At 69.5% G+C, this 20192-nt stretch carries 17 protein-coding genes and 1 pseudogene; 10 read left to right on the top strand and 8 right to left on the bottom strand.

Annotation, left to right across the window (positions count from 1 at the left end; translation table 11 throughout):
• Together FV233_RS21465 and FV233_RS21460 are read right to left on the bottom strand one after the other, a co-directional pair.
• A pseudogene (locus FV233_RS21465) lies at positions 1 to 198 on the bottom strand (flagellar motor protein MotB); the annotation flags it as partial.
• 77 nt (positions 199 to 275) lie between these two features.
• On the bottom strand, positions 276 to 1331 hold the full coding sequence (locus FV233_RS21460; protein ID WP_147898708.1) for a DUF2865 domain-containing protein: 1056 nt from the start codon (positions 1329 to 1331) through the stop codon (positions 276 to 278).
• Between the two features lie 158 nt (positions 1332 to 1489).
• Between FV233_RS21460 and FV233_RS21455 the strand changes: the two genes are divergently transcribed.
• Complete coding sequence (locus FV233_RS21455; RefSeq protein ID WP_187277912.1) at positions 1490 to 2005, top strand: CreA family protein; 516 nt, start codon at positions 1490 to 1492, stop codon at positions 2003 to 2005.
• A 22-nt stretch (positions 2006 to 2027) separates the two neighbouring features.
• Here FV233_RS21455 and FV233_RS21450 read toward each other — a convergent pair whose 3' ends face one another.
• Positions 2028 to 2372 carry a hypothetical protein gene (locus FV233_RS21450; protein ID WP_147857165.1) on the bottom strand — a complete coding sequence of 115 codons (345 nt, stop codon included), beginning with the start codon at positions 2370 to 2372 and terminating at the stop codon, positions 2028 to 2030.
• Between the two features lie 309 nt (positions 2373 to 2681).
• On the opposite strand from FV233_RS21450, the gene cysS reads away from it, so the two are divergent.
• Complete coding sequence (gene cysS, locus FV233_RS21445; RefSeq protein WP_147898707.1) at positions 2682 to 4067, top strand: cysteine--tRNA ligase; 1386 nt, start codon at positions 2682 to 2684, stop codon at positions 4065 to 4067.
• Positions 4068 to 4185: 118 nt separating this feature from the next.
• Positions 4186 to 4953, top strand: a complete 768-nt coding sequence (locus FV233_RS21440; protein ID WP_147898706.1) for a trypsin-like serine protease — start codon at positions 4186 to 4188, stop codon at positions 4951 to 4953.
• Between the two features lie 88 nt (positions 4954 to 5041).
• Here the strand turns inward: FV233_RS21440 and FV233_RS21435 are convergent, their stop codons facing one another.
• The gene (locus FV233_RS21435) at positions 5042 to 5743 is read right to left on the bottom strand and encodes a response regulator transcription factor CtrA (protein WP_147857559.1); all 702 of its coding nucleotides are present in this window, start codon (positions 5741 to 5743) and stop codon (positions 5042 to 5044) included.
• 419 nt (positions 5744 to 6162) lie between these two features.
• On the opposite strand from FV233_RS21435, the gene fliI reads away from it, so the two are divergent.
• From fliI to FV233_RS21420, 3 genes are all read left to right on the top strand, one after another.
• Positions 6163 to 7515, top strand: coding sequence for a flagellar protein export ATPase FliI (fliI, locus tag FV233_RS21430; RefSeq protein ID WP_147898705.1), 1353 nt, complete (start codon positions 6163 to 6165; stop codon positions 7513 to 7515).
• A gap of 149 nt (positions 7516 to 7664) precedes the next feature.
• Positions 7665 to 8072: a flagellar export protein FliJ gene (gene fliJ, locus FV233_RS21425; protein WP_147855971.1), complete on the top strand. Its 408-nt coding sequence runs from the start codon at positions 7665 to 7667 to the stop codon at positions 8070 to 8072.
• 197 nt (positions 8073 to 8269) lie between these two features.
• The gene (locus FV233_RS21420) at positions 8270 to 9331 is read left to right on the top strand and encodes a lysylphosphatidylglycerol synthase domain-containing protein (protein WP_147855970.1); all 1062 of its coding nucleotides are present in this window, start codon (positions 8270 to 8272) and stop codon (positions 9329 to 9331) included.
• Positions 9332 to 9810: 479 nt separating this feature from the next.
• Here FV233_RS21420 and flhA read toward each other — a convergent pair whose 3' ends face one another.
• On the bottom strand, positions 9811 to 11970 hold the full coding sequence (flhA, locus tag FV233_RS21405; protein ID WP_147898704.1) for a flagellar biosynthesis protein FlhA: 2160 nt from the start codon (positions 11968 to 11970) through the stop codon (positions 9811 to 9813).
• Between the two features lie 228 nt (positions 11971 to 12198).
• Between flhA and FV233_RS21400 the strand changes: the two genes are divergently transcribed.
• Positions 12199 to 12780, top strand: coding sequence for a hypothetical protein (locus tag FV233_RS21400; protein WP_147898703.1), 582 nt, complete (start codon positions 12199 to 12201; stop codon positions 12778 to 12780).
• 42 nt (positions 12781 to 12822) lie between these two features.
• On the opposite strand, the gene FV233_RS21395 is transcribed toward FV233_RS21400, so the two are convergent.
• Both FV233_RS21395 and FV233_RS21390 read right to left on the bottom strand, forming a co-directional pair.
• Positions 12823 to 14064 (bottom strand): capsule biosynthesis protein, encoded by a 1242-nt coding sequence (locus tag FV233_RS21395; RefSeq protein ID WP_147898702.1) that lies wholly within the window; start codon positions 14062 to 14064, stop codon positions 12823 to 12825.
• 130 nt (positions 14065 to 14194) lie between these two features.
• Entirely contained in the window at positions 14195 to 14848 is a 654-nt protein-coding gene (locus FV233_RS21390) for an ABC transporter ATP-binding protein (RefSeq protein WP_058193434.1), read from the bottom strand.
• Between the two features lie 548 nt (positions 14849 to 15396).
• On the opposite strand from FV233_RS21390, the gene FV233_RS21385 reads away from it, so the two are divergent.
• The 3 genes from FV233_RS21385 to FV233_RS21375 all read left to right on the top strand — a co-directional run bounded on the left by FV233_RS21385 (position 15397) and on the right by FV233_RS21375 (position 18404).
• Positions 15397 to 15840, top strand: coding sequence for a PAS domain-containing protein (locus tag FV233_RS21385; RefSeq protein WP_147898701.1), 444 nt, complete (start codon positions 15397 to 15399; stop codon positions 15838 to 15840).
• A gap of 57 nt (positions 15841 to 15897) precedes the next feature.
• Entirely contained in the window at positions 15898 to 17148 is a 1251-nt protein-coding gene (frc, locus tag FV233_RS21380; protein ID WP_147898700.1) for a formyl-CoA transferase, read from the top strand.
• A gap of 80 nt (positions 17149 to 17228) precedes the next feature.
• Positions 17229 to 18404, top strand: a complete 1176-nt coding sequence (locus FV233_RS21375; protein WP_147898699.1) for an HPP family protein — start codon at positions 17229 to 17231, stop codon at positions 18402 to 18404.
• 9 nt (positions 18405 to 18413) lie between these two features.
• Here the strand turns inward: FV233_RS21375 and FV233_RS21370 are convergent, their stop codons facing one another.
• Complete coding sequence (locus FV233_RS21370) at positions 18414 to 19985, bottom strand: ABC transporter substrate-binding protein (protein WP_147898698.1); 1572 nt, start codon at positions 19983 to 19985, stop codon at positions 18414 to 18416.
• Positions 19986 to 20192 lie beyond the last annotated feature (207 nt).

Here is a 20192-nt window from a genome sequence, read left to right as displayed (position 1 = left end):
CTCCTGCGGCGGCCGCTCGGGCCGCGGGCCGCCATGAGGTGGCTCGCCGCCGCCGCGCGGGCCGCGCTCGTCCGGGCCGCGCTCGGCCGGGCCACCTTGGGCCAGGAGCATCGGGCTCGGGGATGCGCCCGCGGGCTGCGTCAGGGTCAGGCCCGGGAGCACCGTGCCGGTGAGAAGGATCAGTCGCAGCAGCCGCATCGGAGCCTCGTATCGGATCGAGCCGACCCGAACCCGATGCGCGGCGTATGGTTCCGCCCCGGCCGCTCAAGACTCCGTCAGGGCGTGAGGCGCTGGGGCACCGCGATCATGTCCGGGGCGATGATCCGCACGGCCACGTGGTCGGGCTTCACGACACTCGGCTGAGCCGCGTCGGCTTTGCCGCCCGCCGCGCCGGCGCCCATCTCGACCCCGGCCCGCCCGGCCGCGTCGGCGGCGAGTTCGGCCGCAGTCCGGTCGGCCCGGCCGACCAGGGTCAGGCGTACCTTGGGACGCGACAGGGCCTCGGCCTGCATGGGCGTGACGAAGATGTCGCCCTTGTGCCGCACCAGCATGCTCTCGGCCTTCACGAGGGACTGCGCCCAGGTCTGGTTCTGAGGTTTGCAGGAGCAGTTCGGGACGAATTCCTTGCGGAACTTGAACGCGTTGGCGAGGCTCGCATAGGCGCGGCTGCCCTTCACCGAGGCAGCGTGCTTCAGCGCCTCGTCGCCGTACGGCATGGAGTAGGCCTGCGCCTCGGTGCCGGGGCAGAGCGCCTGGCACATCTCGTCCGCGCCGCCGCGCCCCTCGGGCAGGTTGCGCATCGGGAAGAAGCCGCCATCGCAGGTGCGCACGCAGACCATCTGCGGGCCGCCCTTGGCGTAGCTCTCGCCGCTCGCCGCATAGGTTTCCCGGGCCGGACAGTTGGCGGCGACCAGGCCCTGCAGCTCGCGCTTGCGGGCGCCGCTGTCGTCGAACACAGCGCCGCCATAGGTGGCCTTGAGCGCGCGGATGCGCTGCTCGACGGCGCCGCACTGGGGCGGGCGCGTGTCGAAGAACAGGAACTTGCCGCCCTCGCAGTTCAGGCCGCGGAAATAGGCTTCCAGCCGCCCGATCTCGTCGTTGAGCGCCCGCGTGGTGCTGGCCCCCGTCTGGACGGAGGCGAGTTCCGCCCGGTAACGCCGGCAGGTGGGCGAGGGCAGTTGCGGCGTGCCGGACCGCGGCTCGCCGACGACGGGCGGACCGGCCGGCGCGTCCTGCGCCCGGGCCGTGTCGAGGCTGAGGGACAGACCGCACGCCAGCGCCGCGCTCAGGATGAGGCGGCCGAGCGAACGGACGATCGGGCGGTCAAGCATCGGCTGCATCGCGTGATCGGGAATGCCGTGGTCCCCTCGGTCTGGCGCTGTTCTGCCCCGGCCTCGGGACCGAAGCAGCTTGACTGTACGCCCCCTCGTAAGCGGGTGACACCCCTCCTACATCCGGGCCGCGTGCTTGAGCAGGGAATTGACCCGTGATGTGGTTTCGGAGTCTCACCTATGTTGGGTTGGTTGCCCTCGGCCTGTCGGCGGCCGGACCCGCTTCGGCCGAAGAGCCGGACCGGATCTTTTCCAAATCCACGGTCTGGCGACCGCTGACGCCCAACGACAAGCTGGTGGTCTACGGCATCGACGACCCGGCCGTGTCGGGGGTCGCCTGCTGGTATACGCAGCCTGAGAAGGGCGGCATCAAGGGGACGCTCGGCCTGGCCGAGGACGTCTCCGACATCTCGCTGGCCTGCCGCCAGACCGGGCCGATCGCCTTCAAGGGCAAGCTGAGCCAGGGCGAGGTCGTGTTCAGCGAGCGGCGTTCGCTGATCTTCAAGTCGATGCAGATCGTGCGCGGCTGTGATGCCCAGCGCAACACGCTGATCTACATGGTCTATTCCGACAAGGTCGTGCAGGGTTCGCCGAAGAACTCGACCTCGGCGGTGCCGCTGGCGCCCTGGGGCACGGAGCCGGCGCCGAAATGCTCGGAGTTCGTGAAGAGCTGACGACGGACTGCCGGGGCGCCGTTCAGTCCCGGCAGGTGATGCGGATCGGGCGCTCGGTCGGGGTCGCGATCGGCTGTTCGATCGCGCCGGTATATTCGTCGGCGGCCGCGATCCCGTACGTGTTGGCGGCGGCGTAGCCCTGCGCTTCGCACCACGCGTTGGCGACGACCTGGCCGCACTCGCTGCCGGGGGTCGTCAGGCAATCGCCGACGCCGTAGCCGTCGCTCGACGGGATCAGGAAGGTCTTCTCGACATGGGCCGGCACTTTCGCGGGCGTCTCGCCGTCGCTGCCGGCGAACGCGCCCTGCGCCAGGCCGGCCGTGGCCAGGGCGGCGATGACGAAGTAACCAACGGCCGTGCGTCGCATGGATCGTCCTTGGGCACAGGATCTTGAGGTTGCGGAGCTTGGTCCGGACGGTCCGACGGCGCGGTTAAGGAAGGCTTACCCGCCGCTTGCGCGGACCATCTCGAATTCCTCACGCTTTTGCGTTAGCCCCATCGGGCGGGCGGCACCGTCGCCGCAGTGCAACAGCGAACCGCCGCGGCGGTACCCGAGCCGTCACGGTTCGGCCGCTCTTCGCGGCGCAGCGCCCGCAGGTCGTTGAAGGCAGGGCCGGTTTTCCGGCGACGGCGCGGCGCCGGGATTCGGCCGCGGCGCCGGAAGGGGATGAGTTTCATGGCGCCGATGTTGCGGCTCTACAACACGCTCAGCGGTGCCAAGGAGGCGTTCGCGCCGATCGATCCCGCCCAGGTGCGGATGTATGCCTGCGGCCCGACGGTCTACGACGCGGCCCATATCGGCAACGCGCGCCCGATCATCGTCTTCGACCTGCTGTTCCGGCTGCTGCGCCACCTCTACGGGCCGGCGCATGTGACCTACGCCCGCAACGTCACGGACGTGGACGACAAGATCAACGCCCGCGCGGCCGAGCGCGGCATCTCCATCCGGGAACTCACCGACGGCACGCTCGCGCAGTTCCACCGGGACATCCGCGACCTCGGCGTCCTCGGTCCCGAGGATGTGAACGATCCGGGCGCGCCGCCCCGCTTCATCGAGCCCCGCGCCACCGATCACATCGCCGAGATGCGCACGATGATCGACGCGCTGGTGGCCGGGGGGCACGCCTACGTGGCGGAGGGGCACGTGCTGTTCGACGTGCCGGCCATGCCCGAGTACGGCCGCCTCTCGAAGCGGCCCCTCGACGAGATGGAGGCCGGCGCCCGGGTCGAGGTCGCGCCCTACAAGCGCTCGCCCCTCGACTTCGTGCTGTGGAAGCCGTCGAAGCCGGGCGAGCCGTCCTGGCCGTCGCCCGCCGGCATCGCCGAGCCCGGCCGGCCCGGCTGGCACATCGAGTGCTCCGCCATGTCGGCCAAGCACCTCGGCAAGACCTTCGACATCCACGCCGGCGGGATCGACCTGATCTTCCCCCACCACGAGAACGAGGTGGCGCAGTCCCGCTGCTGCTTCGGGACGCCCGTGATGGCCAATGTCTGGCTGCACAACGGCTTCCTCCAGGTGGAGGGGGAGAAGATGTCCAAGTCGCTGGGCAACTTCATCACCATCCGCGACGTGCTGAACGACTGGCCCGGCGAGGTCGTGCGCCTGACCATGCTCAAGACGCACTACCGGCAGCCGATCGACTGGACCCTGCGCGGGCTCGAGGAATCGAGCCGGGTGCTCGACCGCTGGTACAACGCCGCCGGAGACGAACCGGCCGCCGAAACCGCGCCCGGCACGGTGGTCGAGGCGCTCAGCGACGACCTCAACACCCCGGCGGCGATCAACGCGCTGCACGCACTCACCGACGACGGATCCACCCTGCGGGCCGGCGCGAACCTGTTCGGCCTACTCGCCCGCACCCGCAGCGCCCGCGAGCAGGATCAGGTCGCGGCGTCCGGGGTCGACGTGCCCGCCGTCGAGGCGCTGATCGCGGAGCGCAAGGCCGCCCGCGCGGCCAAGGACTGGGCCGCCTCGGACCGCGCCCGGGACGCGCTGGCCGCCATGGGCGTGTCGGTGAAGGACAACAAGGACGGGACCAGCACCTGGACCGTGGCGGGCTGATCACGCGATCCGGCCGGCGCCAACGTGGTCGTCGCGGCGACCGCGTCCTCTCGCCCGCTTGCGCCGGGTCGCCCTTGCCGCATCTCTGGAGCGGGGCTTGAGGCAGCAGGGTTCGCGCGTGACCAGATCGAGGACCGTCGGAACGCGGCTCGCCGGGGCCGGATTCACCTGTGCGGTGGGGCTCGGCCTGGCCTTGCCGGCCGCCGCCATCGACGGCGGGGCGCCCGCGGGGCGGGACGCCCTGGCGCAGGCCACCGTCGCCATCGGCACCATCATCCAGCCCGAGGAGGCGCTGCGGCTCACGCGCTGCACCGGGATCCTGATCGCCCCGGATCTCGTGCTCACCGCGGCGCATTGCGTGAACGGCGATCCGCTCGGCGCCCTCGTTGTGTTCTTCCGCGGCACCGAGCCGGCGCGTCCGGTCTACGGCGCCCGGGTCGCGGCCCGCTACAGCCCCGATCCCGGCGAGATGCTGCCGAACGCGGCGCCCGACGTGAGCCTCGCCGACCTGTCCCTCGACCTCGCGGTCCTGCGCCTGACCGAGCCGGTGCGCGACCGGCGCCCGGTGCCGCTCGCGGCCGATCCCCGGCGCTTGCCCAAAAGCCTGCGGATCGCGGGGGCCGGCCTGTCCGGGCGGGGCGTCGGGCGCCTGCGCACCGCGACCCTGACGCCGGTCGCGGCCAGCAACACCGGCCTGACCATCGCCCGGGCGAACGGCGCCCGGATCTGCTTCGGCGATTCCGGTGGCCCGGTCGTCGCGCAGGATCGCGGCGGGACCTATGTCTGGGGCGTCGCCAGCGCGGTGATCACCCGGACCGCCCCGTGCGGCGGCTACGTGGTCGTGGCGCCGGCGGCCCAAGTCTTCTCCGCGACCGGGGTCCGGTAGCGCCGAACCGGTAAGTCCGAAAAAAAGCGAAAACCCCGCGCGGCCGAGCCGCACGGGGTTTTTCGAGGGTGGCGGTGATCCGGGTGGATCAGACCGCCATGCGCTCTTCGGCGTCCATCGGCTCGCGCAGCACGTAGCCGCGGCCCCAGACGGTCTCGATGTAGTTCTTGCCCTGGCTGGCGTTGGCGAGCTTCTTGCGCAGCTTGCAGATGAACACGTCGATGATCTTCAGTTCCGGCTCGTCCATGCCGCCGTAGAGATGGTTGAGGAACATCTCCTTGGTGAGCGTCGTGCCCTTCCGGAGCGAGAGGAGTTCCAGCATCTGGTACTCCTTGCCGGTGAGGTGGACCCGGGCGCCGCCGACCTCGACGGTCTTCTGGTCGAGGTTCACGATCAGGTCGGCGGTGGTGATCACCGACTGGGCGTGGCCCTTCGACCGGCGCACGATGGCGTGGATGCGGGCGACCAGCTCGTCCTTGTGGAACGGCTTGGTGAGGTAGTCGTCGGCCCCGAAGCCCAGACCCTTCACCTTGTCCTCGATCCCGGCCATGCCGGAGAGGATCAGGATCGGCGTCTTCACCTTCGCCACGCGCAGGTTGCGGAGCACCTCGTAGCCCGACATGTCGGGCAGATTCAGGTCGAGGAGGATGATGTCGTAATCGTAGAGCTTGCCGAGGTCTATGCCCTCTTCGCCCAAGTCGGTCGTATAGGTGTTGAAGTTCTCGGACTTGAGCATCAACTCGATGCTCTGCGCTGTCGCGCTATCGTCCTCGATCAGAAGTACCCGCATCGTCGGTCCCCAGCCCAGCCGGCCGCATCAGCGCGCAGACACGTCCCCACCGACACCCGCCACCGGCCTGTGGACGGGCGCTCCGTCGCTCTTGACGTGGAACGCTATGGATTAATCGTTAACAAAACCTGATTCCCACCCGCAAGCGTCTCGTTCACCGAGCCCCGAGCTTGGCGGGAGGAACCAGGTCCCTCCACCCCCGCCCGGGGCCGTGATTCCGCTCCGTTCGCGACCGGTCCGCCCACGCGCTTGGACGTAAGTGTCTCCCCCGTAACGACCCGGTCCCCGCTGTGACCCTGCGGCCACAGACGCACGACTTCGTGAAGTCCGGCTGGCGCCGGAGCCCGGACCGAGCCGCTACGAGCCCGATGACCGCAGTGTTAAGGAGGCCGGTAAACGAAGCGTTGAGAGCCACGCCGATGACACAGGATCCGGCAAGGTCCGTTACCAGTCTCGCCGCGGCCCAGGCGGCCCTCGACCGCGTCGAGGTGCTGGAGACGTTCGGCCGGGTCGTGGCGATCCGCGGCCTCCTGGTCGAGGTCGCCGGCCCGGTGGCGGCCATGCGGCTCGGCGGCCGGATCGACGTGGAAGGCGCCAACGGCCTCGGTCTGGTGCCGTGCGAGATCATCGGTTTCCAGGGCGATCGCGCTCTGGCGATGCCGTTCGGGTCCCTGGAGGGCGTCCGCCGGGGCTGCCCGGCTTACGTGCGCGACGAATCGGCCGGAGCCATTCGCCCCTGCGCCGCCTGGCTCGGCCGGGTGGTCGACGCCCTGGGCCGGCCCGTGGACGGGCTCGGACCCCTGCCGCAGGGGCCGGATGTCTATTCGCTCCGCGCCGACCCGCCCCCCGCCCATGCCCGCACCCGGGTCGGCGGCCCGCTGGATCTCGGGGTCCGGTGCATCAACACCTTCCTGACCATGTGCGCCGGCCAGCGGATGGGCATCTTCGCCGGCTCCGGCGTCGGCAAGTCGGTGCTGCTGTCGATGCTCGCCCGCTACACCGCCGCCGACGTGGCGGTGATCGGCCTCGTGGGCGAGCGCGGCCGCGAGGTTCAGGAGTTTTTGCAGGACGACCTCGGCGCCGCCGGCCTCGCCCGCTCGGTGGTGGTGGTGGCGACCTCCGACGAGCCGGCGCTCATGCGCCGCAACGCCGCCTACGTGACCCTTTCGGTCGCCGAGCACTTCCGCGATCAGGGCGCGAAAGTCCTATGCATGATCGATTCGATCACCCGCTTCGCCATGGCCCAGCGCGATATCGGCCTCGCGGCGGGCGAGCCGCCCACCGCCAAGGGCTACACCCCGACGGTCTTCTCCGAGCTGCCGCGCCTGCTGGAGCGCGCGGGACCCGGCGTCGGCCTCGGCACGATCTCGGCGCTGTTCACCGTGCTGGTCGAGGGCGACGACCACAACGAGCCGGTGGCGGATGCGGTCCGCGGCATCCTGGACGGGCACATCGTCATGGAACGGGCCATCGCCGAGCGCGGGCGCTATCCGGCGATCAACGTGCTGCGCTCGGTCTCCCGGACGATGCCGCGCTCCTGCGATCCGGCGTACCTGCCGATCGTGCGCCGGGCCCGCCGGGTGCTCTCCACCTACGCCGACATGGAGGAGCTGATCCGCTTGGGCGCCTACCGGGCGGGCGCATCCCAGGAGGTCGACGAGGCCGTGGCGCTCATGCCTCAGCTTGAGGCTTTTCTGGGGCAGGGTAAGGAAGAAGCAACGTCCATCGGCGATGGTTACGCACGGCTTAGCCAGATCGTCGGCATAGCCTAGGCATCATGCAGCGAAGCGGTAACCGCTTGGGTGTATTCGATGATGCGGAACTAGGGTCTGAGCAGGTTCGCGTTCGCGATCCTGTTTGGGGCATGGCCCGGGCATGGTCCTTGGCGCGGCCCTGAGCGTTGCGTGGAGTGAGCGTCCCAATGAAATCGCGTGACACGCTGATCCGGCTGCGTCGCTTCCAGGTTGATGAGAAGCGGCGGCGTGTGACCCAGATCGAGATGATGATGGCGGACTTCCAGCGCATGGCGGTGGAACTCGACCGCGAGGTCGCCGTCGAGGAGGCGCGCGCGGGCATCACCGATGTCGGCCATTTCGCCTACCCGACCTACGCCCGCGCCGCCGCCGGCCGCCGGGACAACATGCGCCAGTCCGCCCAGGCGCTCGAAGGCCAGCTGGCCGAGGCCAAGGCCGAGCTCGGCGAGGCGTTCGAGGAACTCAAGAAGGTCGAGATCCTGAACGACCGCGAGCGGACCGCAGAGCGCGCCGCGGAGGCGGTCCGGGACCAGGCCGCGATGGACGGAATCGGGCTCAACCGCGCCCGGGGCTGACGCGCTCGCCGGCCGCATGCGCACCCACGCGTTGCATCCTCTTCTGCGGCTCGCGCGCAGGGTCCGTGTGTGATGTGCCGGCAACGCGGCACGAAACCGTCACGATCACCTGTCAAGGGAAATCGGGATGGCCTCGATCCGCTTGCGGCGCGTTGCATGGCGGCGCATCAGGGGCTCTCCCCGGGGCGTCGGTGTACATGAAGAAGCTCAGCGATTTCATCTGGCCGTTGATCGGCCTCGCAGCGGTCGTGATATCGGGCTATTTCCTCTATCAAGAGTTGAAGACGACGTCGCTGGCGGCGATCTGGTCCGCGATCCTGGCGATCCCGCCCCACCGGATCCTGCTCGCAGCACTCTCGACCCTCGTGGCCTATGCCGCGCTCGCCTGGTACGACCGGATCGCGCTGCTGCACCTGGGCGTGCACCACATCTCGTGGCTGTTCGTCTCCCTCTGCTCCTTCACCACCTACGCCCTGTCGCACAACATCGGCGCCTCGGTGTTCTCCGGCGCCCTGGTGCGCTACCGGGCCTACACGGCCAAGGGCCTCTCCGCCGCGCAGGTCGCCGTGCTGGTGGCCCTGTGCTCCTTCACGTTCTTCCTCGGCACGATCCTGCTCGGCGGCTTCACCCTGGTGGTGGATCCGAACCTGCTGACGCGCCTCGAGGGCAGGCTCCCCGGCTTCCTCACCGACCCCAAGACCGCCCTGGTGGTCGGCTTCGGCATGCTGGGCTTCGTGGCCCTGTACGTGCTCGGCTCGATCCTGCACATGCGGCCGCTGCACATCCGCGCGTTCAAGCTGGAATATCCCCGGCCCGGCATCATGGCCCGCCAGCTGCTGGCGGCACCGCTGGAGCTTCTGGGCGCGGCCGGCATCATCTACTTCGCGCTGCCGGATGCGATGAACCCCGGCTTCATCCCGGTGCTCGCGATCTTCCTGGCCTCGTTCTCGGTGGCGCTCGCCTCGCATGCCCCCGGCGGCCTCGGCGTGTTCGAGATCGTGTTCATCACCGCGATGCACATCACCGACGACGCCCAGAAGGACGCGATCATCGCGGCGGTAATCATCTTCCGGATCTTCTACTTCTGGATCCCGGCGCTGATCTCGGTGATCGTCGTGGTGCTCTTCGAACGCTCCCGCCTCGCCGCCGCCATCGGTTCGCCCGCCGCGGTGCCTTCGACCGTGCCGGAGCCCCCGGTGGTCGTGCCCGGGCTCGACGCGCACGAACTGGAGCGCGAGCTGAAGCAGAAGGCGGTCTGAAGCGGGGCCTTCCGCGCAGCGGCGACCGGATCCACACTTCTTTCCCGAACGCCAAGGTTCGGAAAGAAAGCTGCTTTTCCCCTTTCCCTTGCGGGGAGGGGTCAAGGGCGGGGGTGGTGCAGGATCGAGCGCGGCGGTGCCTTCTGCGCCACCCCAACCTTCAACTCCTCCCCACAAGGGCTTCGGCCTACCCAGTTTTGAGGCAACGGCGCTGCTGCAGGCCGCGACGCGCTCCCTCTCCCGTGCGGGAGAGGGTTGGGGTGAGGGATGCGCCCTCTCCGGACAAACCTGTCCCCTCACCCTGTCCCTCTCCCGCACGGGAGAGGGGACCCGCGCCTCCTCCACTAGGGGCAGGACCACGGCTCTGACTGACACCTGTATGGCCCGTAGCCGCAGAGGGGCGGAGGGAGAGCCGCGGATCGGGCCGCTCATCGTCCTTCAGCTGCGACGTATGAACCCTCACGCGTCCGCCGACCCGCTCAGATCGACCCCACGGTGCGCAGCCGCGCCCGCGGGTGGATCTCGGCCTGGCTCATCACCGGGGTCTCCCGGCGGAAGCGTTCGATGATCGAGCGCACGAACGGCCGGGATTGCGCCGAAGTCACCAGCACCGGCATCTCGCCCTGGCGGGCCGCGGCCTCGAAGCGGTCGCGGACCGCGGTGACGAACTCGCTGAGCTTCGAGGGCTGCATCGCCAGGTAGCGCTCCTCGCGCTCGCCGACGATCGATTCCATGAAGGCCTGCTCCCAGGCCGGCGACAGGGTGATGATCGGCAGGGTGCCGTTCTGGTCCTGGTACTGGGCGCAGATCTGCCGGCCGAGCCGGGCGCGGACGTGTTCGACCACGTCGCGCGGGTTCTTCACCGCGCCGGCCACCTCCGCAATGCCCTCCACGATCGCCCCGAGGTCGCGGATCGACACACGCTCGGAGAGCAGGAACTGCAGCACCCGCTGCACGCCGGTGGTCGAGATCTGCGAGGGCATGATCTCCTTGAGCAGCTCGGCGTGCTCCTTGGGCAATTCGCGCAGGAGCTTCGAGACCTCGACGTGGTTGAGCAGCTCGGAGACGTGGGCCTTGATCAATTCGGTGAGGTGGGTCGAGACCACGGTGGCGGCGTCCACCACCGTGTAGCCCTTGAGCTGCGCCTGATCGCGCAGGGACGCATCGATCCAGGTCGCCGGCAGGCCGAAGGTGGGCTCCAGCATGTGCTGGCCGGGCAGCTGCACCTGGCCGCCCATCGGGTCCATGGCCATGAACTGCCCCGGGAAGATCCGGCCGGTGCCGGCCTCGATCTCCTTGACCCGCACCACGTAGGAGTTGGCGTCGAGCTGGACGTTGTCGAGGATGCGCACCGACGGCATCACGAAGCCGAGTTCCGCCGCGAGCTGGCGGCGCAGGGCCTTGATCTGGTCGGTGAGCCGGTCCTGGCCTTCGCCGTTGACCAGGGCGAGCAGCGCGTAGCCCATCTCGAGCTTCAGGTCGTCGAGCTTGAGCAGGTCGGTGACCGTTTCTTCCTTCGCCGTGGCCGCGGCCGCGACGGCCTTGGCGTCCATCGGGACGCCCTCCGCGTCCAGCGGGGGGGCCTCGTTGGCCGTCTTGTTGGTGCGCCACGCGGCGTAGCCCGCCCCGCCGCCGAGCAGCAGGAACGGCAGCATCGGCATGCCGGGCAGGAGTGCGATCAGGAACATGACGGCGGCCGACATGCCGAGCGCCTTGGGATAATGCGCCAGCTGCTTGCCCAGCGCCTTGTCGGCCGAGCCTTTCACGCCCGCCTTCGAGACCAGGATGCCGGCCGCGGTCGAGACGATCAGGGCCGGGACCTGGCTCGCCAGCCCGTCGCCGATGGTGAGCAGGGTGTAGCTCTTGGCGGCGTCGCCGAAGCTCATGCCCTGCTGGGCCACGCCGATGACGATGCCGCCGACCACGTTGATGAACGTGATCAGCAGGGCCGCCACCGCGTCGCCGCGGACGAATTTCGAGGCGCCGTCCATGGCGCCGAAGAACGACGATTCCTCTTCGAGGGCGGAGCGGCGGGCCTTGGCGACCTTCTCGTCGATCAGTCCGGCCGAGAGGTCGGCGTCGATCGCCATCTGCTTGCCGGGCATCGCGTCGAGGGTGAAGCGCGCCGCCACCTCGGCGATGCGGCCCGAGCCCTTGGTGATGACCACGAAGTTCACGATGATCAGGATCGCGAACACGATGATCCCGATGACGAAGTTGCCGCCCATCACGAAGTTGCCGAACGCCTCGATGACGTGGCCGGCCGCCGCCGTCCCCTCGTGGCCGTGGCCCAGGATCAGGCGGGTCGAGGCGAGGTTCAGCGCCAGCCGCAGCATCGTGGCGATGAGCAGCAGCGTCGGGAAGACGGTGAATTCCAGCGGGTTGTCGATCGACAGGCCGGTCATCATGATCAGCACGGAGGTGATGATCGAGACCGCCAGCAGCAGGTCGAGCAGCACCGCCGGCAGCGGGAAGATCAGCACCGCCAGGATGCCCATGACGCCGGTGGCGAACATGAGGTCCGAGCGCTTGGACAGCGCGTGGAGGTCGCCGCGGGTGGGGAGCGCGAGCTGACTCAGGACCGATGCGGCCCCGCCGAAAGACCCGCCCTTGACCGGCGCACTCGCCGTCTCCGCCATCGCGCTCGATCCATCCCGCGTGCCCGCGGGGAATCCCGGGAGCGCACCCGGCAAGATCTGCCGAGCGGATGGTTAGCGCGCCGTTAAGAAACCTCCGGGCGCGCGCGGGAACCCACGATCCGTTCGCCACTTGATCGGGGGGCGATCCGATCGTCCTGGCAGCCGGGCCGGAGGCCCGCTGCCGCGTCACGAAACCGGGCCGCAGCCCGTCGATCGAGAGAACGTCCAATGGCCGCCCGCGTCCTCACCGCCCTGTTCGACGAGTACGACACCGCCACCACCGTGGTCGAGCAGCTCGAGGCTGCGGGGATCCCGCACGGCGCTATCAGCATCCTGGCGAACCGCGCCGAGCCGACCGTGCGCCGGGACGAGCCCTTCGCCGAGCCCCAGCTCGACGTGGTCGACCCGGTGGACGCGGCCGGGACCGGGGCCACCGTCGGGACGGTCCTGGGCGGGGGCGCCGGGCTGCTTGCGGGCCTCGGGCTGCTGGCGATCCCCGGCCTCGGGCCGGTGGTCGCGGCGGGCTGGCTGGTGGCCGCGGCCGCGGGGGCCGGTGTCGGCGCCGCGGCGGGCGGGCTGATCGGCGGACTCACCGGCGCCGGCCTCAGCGAGGACGAAGCCCAGACCTATGCCGAGGGCGTGCGCCGGGGCGGAACCCTCGTGACGGTGCGGGCGGAGGATCACCAGGCCGAACGCGTGATGGCGATCCTCGACCGCGGCGGTTCGATCGACCTCGACGAGCGCGCGGAAGGCTGGCGCGCCCAGGGCTGGACCGGCGACGCCTCGGCCAAGGCCGCCTCGGGCGCCTGAGCGCGCGACGCTCCCGACCCCCGGGGGATCGGGAGCCCGTCCTCAGGCCATCATCTTGCGGGCGAACATCGAGGCTGCGAACAGCACGGCGGCGCCCGCGGTGACGAGGCTGATCATCAGCATCCGCCGCGGCTCGACCGAGGATTCCGCCTTCACCGGCTCGACGATCGGGCTGAAGAACTCGATCTGCCGTGCCGCGACGATGCGGGCCCGCTCGTGGGCGGTCAGCACCTGCTGGTAGTACTTCTCGGCGTTCTTGCGGTCGTTCTCGAGGGCCTCGAACCGGGTCAGCGCATCCGACAGAAGGCGCTTCTGCTCCGGGTCCTGGCTGGCCGATTGCCGCTCGATCCGCGCGATGTTCTCGTCGAGATCCTTGATCTGCTGCTTGATGTCGATGATCCGGCGCGATTCCGGGCCGAGGTCGCGCTGGCCGATGGCCAGCTGCACCGCCAGGTTGATGCGGGCCGCCCGCAGCTCGGACACGACCTTGAGGTTGGCCTCGTTCGACTTCTGCGCGTCCAGCACGCCTTCGCGATTGCGCAGGTCGCGCATCGCCAGGCGAATCTTGGTCATGCGCTCTTCGGCGAGCTTCAACTCGCGCGTGCTCTCCGCGACGGCGTCCTCGCGGGACTTGACGCTGAGGTCGTTCACCATCCGCTCGGCCTCCTTCATCACCGCCTGGGTGATGGCGAGGGACTCGCTCGGGTCGAAGGCCTCGACGGTGAGGGACATGATGCCGGAGCCGGACTCGACCTCGATGCCGACCCGGCGCTTCCAGTAGCGGAGGAACTTCTCGACCGGCTTCTCGGGATCGAAGCGGGAGAAGTAGTCGATGCTGTCGCGGCTGAACCACTCGCGGATCGGCAGCTTCGACTCGATGATCTCCAGCATCGGGCGGCTGAGGATGTACTCGTAGGTGATCAGCGTGTCCTGGGCGACCATCTGACTCGGGACGCCCGACGAGGTGCCCACCGAATCCGGCGCCGCCTTGTCGGCCGTGCCGAGCGCCGGGCGGATCGCGAACCGCGCCTCGCTCACGTAGCGGTCCGAGGCGATCAGGCCGAAATACAGCGCACCGGCCAGGGTCGGCAGCACGAAGCACAGCACGAACAGGATCGGGATCCAGGGGTCGTTCTTGACGTGGCTCTGGTAGGACCGGATGCCCTTCTTGCGGTCCACGAACCGCGACATGCGAGCGATCTGCCGCAACGATTCGGTGATCGCCTGCTGCCGGTCCGCGGTCGTGACCGGCTGCCCCTCGGCTTTCCGGATCTCCATGTTCATGACTTGATCCCCGGCCTCCACGGCCCCGGCGGTCCGCCCGCTGCCGGGCCCTCGACCGCGCCGAAACGCTCGCGTCGAACGCGTCTCTCACGAAGAGGCGGCAAAAGCATGTCTTCCCCGGTCGGGTCGATCAGGCATTGAGACGCCGATAGACCTCGATCGCGTCGTTGACGTCCTCGTAGATGATCGCCCGCCCGTTGAGCAGGACGAGGCCCTGCGTGCACCATTGGCGGATCGTCTCCATCGAGTGCGAGACCATGATGATGTCGGCGTTCTTGCGCCGCTGCGAGAACACCTCGTCGCAGCGCTTGGAGAAGCGCGCGTCGCCGACCGAGGTGATCTCGTCGATCAGGTAGCAGTCGAACGGAATCGCCATGCTCATGCCGAAGGCGAGCCGGGCACCCATGCCGGACGAGTAGGTGTAGATCGGCACGTCGAGGTAGCTGCCGAGTTCCGAGAAATCCTCGACGAAGTCGAGCACCCGGCGGGGATCTTCGCCGTAGATCCGGGCGACGAACATGACGTTGTCGCGGCCGGTCATCTTGGGGTGGAAGCCGCCGGCGAAGCCCAGCGGCCACGAGATCCGCAGGCCGCGGTGGATCTTGCCGCGGGTCGGATCCTCGGTCCCGGCGATGAGCCGCATCGTGGTCGACTTGCCGGCGCCGTTGATGCCGAGGATCCCGTAGGAAACGCCGGGCTTCAGGGTGAACGACACCTGCTCCAGGATCGTCCGCTTGTGGCCGTCGGTGCGGTAGACCTTGCTGACTTTCTCGAAACGGATCACCGGGTGGTCTCCAGGGCGGGTTGCCGAAACGCCGGCCCGTGCTGTCTGGCTGACCGGCTCCTGCCCCCGGAAAGCGGCGAATCTGAGAAGACGGGCGCCGAGCCGAGCCGGTCCAACGGTCGCCGTAGGGTCCCCCGAACGCCCCCGGTCCCACCGCCATCGCGGGTGCGCGATGGCGAGTTGGCGGAGCCTACGGTTTCGAGCCGTGGCGGATCGACAGGACATTCGGCTGCCCGCGCGATGACGATGTGGGTCGATCGGCCGGCCCGCGCACGCCGCCGTGCTCCCGTCCGGCGCTACAAGTAATCTGCAACAAAATGCCATTTCGAGGCCCCGTGGTTGACGCGCTTCGGTATCTGGCATACCAGATGCCAAGGCGCACAGCGAGACGTGGCGACGGGTTCCGGGCCATCCGGAACTTTAGCGCCGCATCCTCAGGGAGACCGCGATGACGGACCCGAGCTTCGTTCGTTCCGACAGACACGGCATCTCGACCGTCATACAGCGGGAGCGCAGGGGTCGGGCCGTCCGTGCCGGGCGCTGAGACCATGCTGGACCGTCCGCCCGCGGACGATCTTGCGGGCTTCGTCGCGGCCGTCGGCGATGCTGTGGTTGTGGCGGATCCGGACGGCGCGATCACGGTCTGGAACCCCGCGGCCGAGCGGATCTTCGGCTTCACCGCCGCGGACGCCCTCGGGCAGAGCCTCGACCTGATCACGCCCGAGCGCCACCGGCGCCGTCACTGGGACGGCTACGCCAAGACGATGCGGACCGGGATCACCCGCTACGGGGCGGAGACCCTGCGGGTGCCGGCAATCCACAAGGACGGCCACCAGCTCTCCATCGCCTTCACGGTCGGGATGATCCGGGACGCGACGGACCAGGTGACCGGTCTCGTCGCGGTGATCCGCGACGAGACCGAGCGCTGGGCCGAGGAGAAGCGCCTGCGCCAGCGGGTGGCCGAACTCGAAGCGCTTCCGAACGGATCCTGACTTCCAGACGGGACCGTCCGAAGACCGCAAACCTCACCGTGCAAGGGAGAACGCCAGATGAGCAAGCCGTTGGATGGGATCAAGATCATCGACTTCACCCACGTCCAGGCCGGTCCCGCCTGCACGCAGCTGCTGGCGTGGTTCGGCGCGGACGTGATCAAGGTCGAGCGGCCGGGCTCCGGCGACGTGACCCGCACGCAGCTACGCCACGTCGAGGATGCCGACGCGCTCTACTTCACGATGCTGAACTCCAACAAGCGCTCGCTGACGCTGGACACCAAGACCCAGGCCGGCAAGGAGGTCCTGGAGAAGCTGATCCAGGATTCCGACGTGATGGTCGAGAATTTCGGCCCCGGAGCGCTCGACCGGATGGGCTTCTCGTGGGCGCGCATCCAGGAACTCAATCCCGGGATGATCCTGGCCTCCGTGAAGGGTTTTTCCGACGGCCACCATTACGAGGACCTGAAGGTCTACGAGAACGTCGCCCAATGCGCCGGCGGCGCCGCCTCGACCACCGGCTTCTGGGACGGGCCGCCCACCGTCAGCGCCGCCGCGCTCGGTGATTCCAACACCGGCATGCACCTCGCCATCGGCATCCTCACGGCGCTCCACCAGAAGAACAAGACCGGCACCGGCCAGAAGGTCGCCGTCTCGATGCAGGATTCGGTGATCAACCTCTGCCGGGTGAAGCTGCGCGACCAGCAGCGCCTCGACGCGCTGGGCTACCTCGAGGAATACCCGCAATACCCCCACGGGGAATTCTCGGACGTGGTCCCGCGCGGCGGCAATGCCGGCGGCGGCGGCCAGCCCGGCTGGGTGCTGAAGTGCAAGGGCTGGGAGACCGACCCGAACGCCTACATCTACTTCACGATCCAGGGCCATGCCTGGGCGCCGATCTGCAAGGTGCTCGGCCGCGAGGAGTGGATCACCGATCCCGCCTACAACACCGCGCGGGCCCGGCAGGACAAGATCTTCGACATCTTCAAGACCATCGAAGAGTGGCTCGCCGACAAGACCAAGTTCGAGGCGGTGGACATCCTGCGCACCTACGACATCCCCTGCGCGCCGGTGCTGTCGATGAAGGAGATCGCCGAGGACAAGTCGCTGCGCGCGAGCGGCACCGTGGTCGAGGTGCCGCATCCCAAGCTCGGCTCGTACCTGACCGTGGGAAGCCCGATCAAGTTCTCCGACATGACCGTCGAGGTGAAGGCCTCGCCGCTGCTCGGCGAGCACACCGACGAGGTGCTCACGGGCCTGGGCTACAGCGCCACGCAGATCCAGGCGATGCACGAGGCCCGCGCGGTCTGACAAGCGGCTCCCGACCTCTTATCCTGAAGCGGGACGGCGCGCCCTGCGCCGTCCCGTCTCGTGTGCGAGATCCGGACCCGATGCGATCCTTGCTCAGCCGTCTCCTTCCGGAGCTGACGCCGGTCAGCCAGCGCGAGCGGCTGCGCTCGGCCGCCGGCGCCCTGCTGGGGATCCTGGCCACCGGCCTGGTCTGCCGCGCCGCGATCGGGCCCGAAGCCGCCCCCGTGCTGATCGCCCCGATGGGCGCCTCGGCGGTCCTGCTCTTCGCGGTGCCGGCGAGCCCGCTCGCGCAGCCCTGGTCGATCCTCGGCGGGAATTTCGTAGCTGCCCTGGTCGGGGTGACGGCGACGATGTGGGTGCCGGACCCGTTCGTCGCGGCGTCCGTCGCCATCGGCCTGGCGATCGCCCTGATGATGGCCCTGCGCTGCCTGCACCCGCCGAGCGGGGCCGTCGCCCTCACGGCGGTGCTGGGCGGCCCGGCGATCCGGGAGCTCGGCTACGGCTTCGTGCTCTGGCCGGTGGCGGCCAACTCGCTGCTCCTGCTGGCCACGGCCCTGCTGTTCAACAATCTCACCGGCCGCGCCTATCCCCACCTGCGCCCGGCCGGCCCGCGCACCGACGACCCGGCCCCGTCCTCCCGCCTTGGCTTCCTCGCCTCGGACCTCGACGCCGCGCTGGAGGATTTCGACCAGCTGCTCGACGTCGATCGCAGCGACCTGGAGCAGATCCTGCGGCGGGTGCAGATGCGCGTCTACGGGCGCCGCCCGGGGCAGACCACCTGCGCGGCGATCATGTCCCGGGACGTGATCGGGCTTGCGCCCCACGATTCCCTGGCGGAGGCTCTCCGGCTGCTGCGCCGCCACCGGATCAAGGCCCTGCCGGTCACGGACGAGCGCGCCCGGGTGCTCGGGATCGTCACGCAGACCGATCTGCTCGACAAGGCCGCCTGGGACCGGAGCGGCCCGCGGCTCGGCCTCGGCCGCCGCCTGCGGCTGACCGTGGAGCGCGGGCGCGCGCCCCACGGCTGCGCCGCCGACATCATGACAGCGGTCGAGCCCGTCACGCCGGACACGCCGCTCGCCGAGCTGGTGCTCAAGATGGCCGAGGCGGCCCTGCACCATCTGCCGGTGGTCGATCCGGATGGCCGGCTCGTCGGGATCGTGTCGCAGACGGACCTGATCCCGGCGCTCATGGCCGATGCCGGGGCCGGCGATCCGGCCCGGGCCCGCAGGCCCGTGGACGCCGTCCCGGCCTGACCCGCCCGCTCAGCCCTTCTTGACGTTCCAGAACACCGGCACGCCGTCGAGCACCCCGGTCACCGAAGGCTTGTACGAGGTCTGGTTGAAGTACTGCCCGAGCGGCAGGTAGGGCACGTCCGCGAAGGCCTGCTTCTGCAGGGCGTCCGCCAGCGTCTTGCGCGCGGCGGTATCGGGGGCGTCGAGCCAGTCCTGGCGGAGCGTCTCGAGCTTCGCGCTGGTCGGCCAGCCCACCGGCGCATCGGCCCCGGTCCCGCGCAGGAAGGCGCTGACGGCCGGGTTGGCCTGGTCGAGCCCGGCCCAGAAGGTGCAGAAGATGCTCCAGCCGCCCTGGGCGATCGGGTCGCGCTTGGCCCGCCGCTGGACCACCGAGCCCCAATCCATGACCTGATAATCGACGTTGAACCCGGCGCGGGTCAGCATGTCGGCCGCCACGTCGGCCAGCGCCTTCAGGCTCGGGAAATCGGAGGCGCCCATCAGCACCACCTTCTCGCCTTTGTAGCCGGCCGCCGCGAGCGCCTTCTTGGCGGCCTCGAAGTCGCGCTTGCCGGTCAGCACGTCGAGGCCGGCCTCGCTCGCCATCGGCAGGCCGGGACAGAAGAAGCCGGTCGGGACGTGCCTCAGCTTGGGGTCGTCGCCGGTCACCGCCTGCATGAAGTCGGTCTGGTCGACCACCTTGAGCAGCACCTGCCGGATCGCCGGGTTGTCGAAGGGCGGCAGCAGCTGGTTCATGCGCAGGCAGCCGATCAGGCCGGTCGGGTCCTTGATCGAGGTCTTCAGGCTGCCCAGCGTCGGCACGAGGTCGGCGGGCGGCTGCTCCCACCAATCCATCTCGCCGGTCTGCATCGCCGAGGCGGCGGTGGCCTGGTCGGGGATGACGTGCCACTCGACCCGGTCGAGGAAGGCGCGCTTCGGGCCCGAGGTCCATTGCGGCTCGCCGCCCTCGCGTGGGACGTACTTGTCGAAGCGCTCGTAGACGACCCGGGCGCCGACCATCCGCTCGTCCGCCTTGAAGCGGAACGGGCCGCTGCCGACCATCTCGGTCACCTGCGTGAACGCATCGGTCTTGGCGAGGCGCTCGGGCATGATCGCGCAGATCGGCGAGCCGACCTTGCCCAGCGCATCCGGCAGGAGCGGAAAGGGCTTCTTCAGCCGGAACTGGATGGTCCGGTCGTCGGGGGCCGAGAGCTCGTCCGTGTAGGCCATGAGCGTCTGGCCCATCGGGTCGCGCTTGGCCCAGCGATTGATGCTGGCGACGCAATCGCGGGCGAGCACCGGCGTGCCGTCGTGGAAGACCAGCCCGGGCCGCAGCGTCATGCGCCACAGCTTGCCGTCGTCCTCGACGACGTGGCCCTCCACCATCTGCGGCTGCGCGGCGTAGCTGGCATCGGTCCCGTACAGGGTGTCGAACACCGCGAGCCCGTGGTTGCGGGTCACGTAGGCGGTCGTCCAGATCGGATCGAGCACCGTCAGGTCGGCCTGCGGGATGAACTTGAGCACCCGGGAGGCCGTGCCCTGCGCCAGCGCAGGGGCGGCGAGCGCCGCGCCCGACAGGGCCACGAAGGATCGTCTGGTCAGCATCTCGGCTCGCCCCTGCTGTGCGTGTCGCCGAAGCTTAGCATGAGGCGGGCCATGGGGAGGGGCGGGCGGTCGTTTCTCATGTGCAGGCTAAAAAAATTACTTTGCCGACAGATGAGCGCTTTGCCCCGGCCCACGCGCATACCCCTCCCCCCTCTGCGGGGGAGGGTGGCCCGCGAAGCGGGTCGGGAGAGGGGAGCGACGATGTAG

Source organism: Methylobacterium sp. WL7 (genome assembly GCF_008040085.1).
GTDB lineage: Bacteria > Pseudomonadota > Alphaproteobacteria > Rhizobiales > Beijerinckiaceae > Methylobacterium > Methylobacterium mesophilicum.
This window is presented reverse-complemented; position numbering and strand designations above follow the sequence as displayed.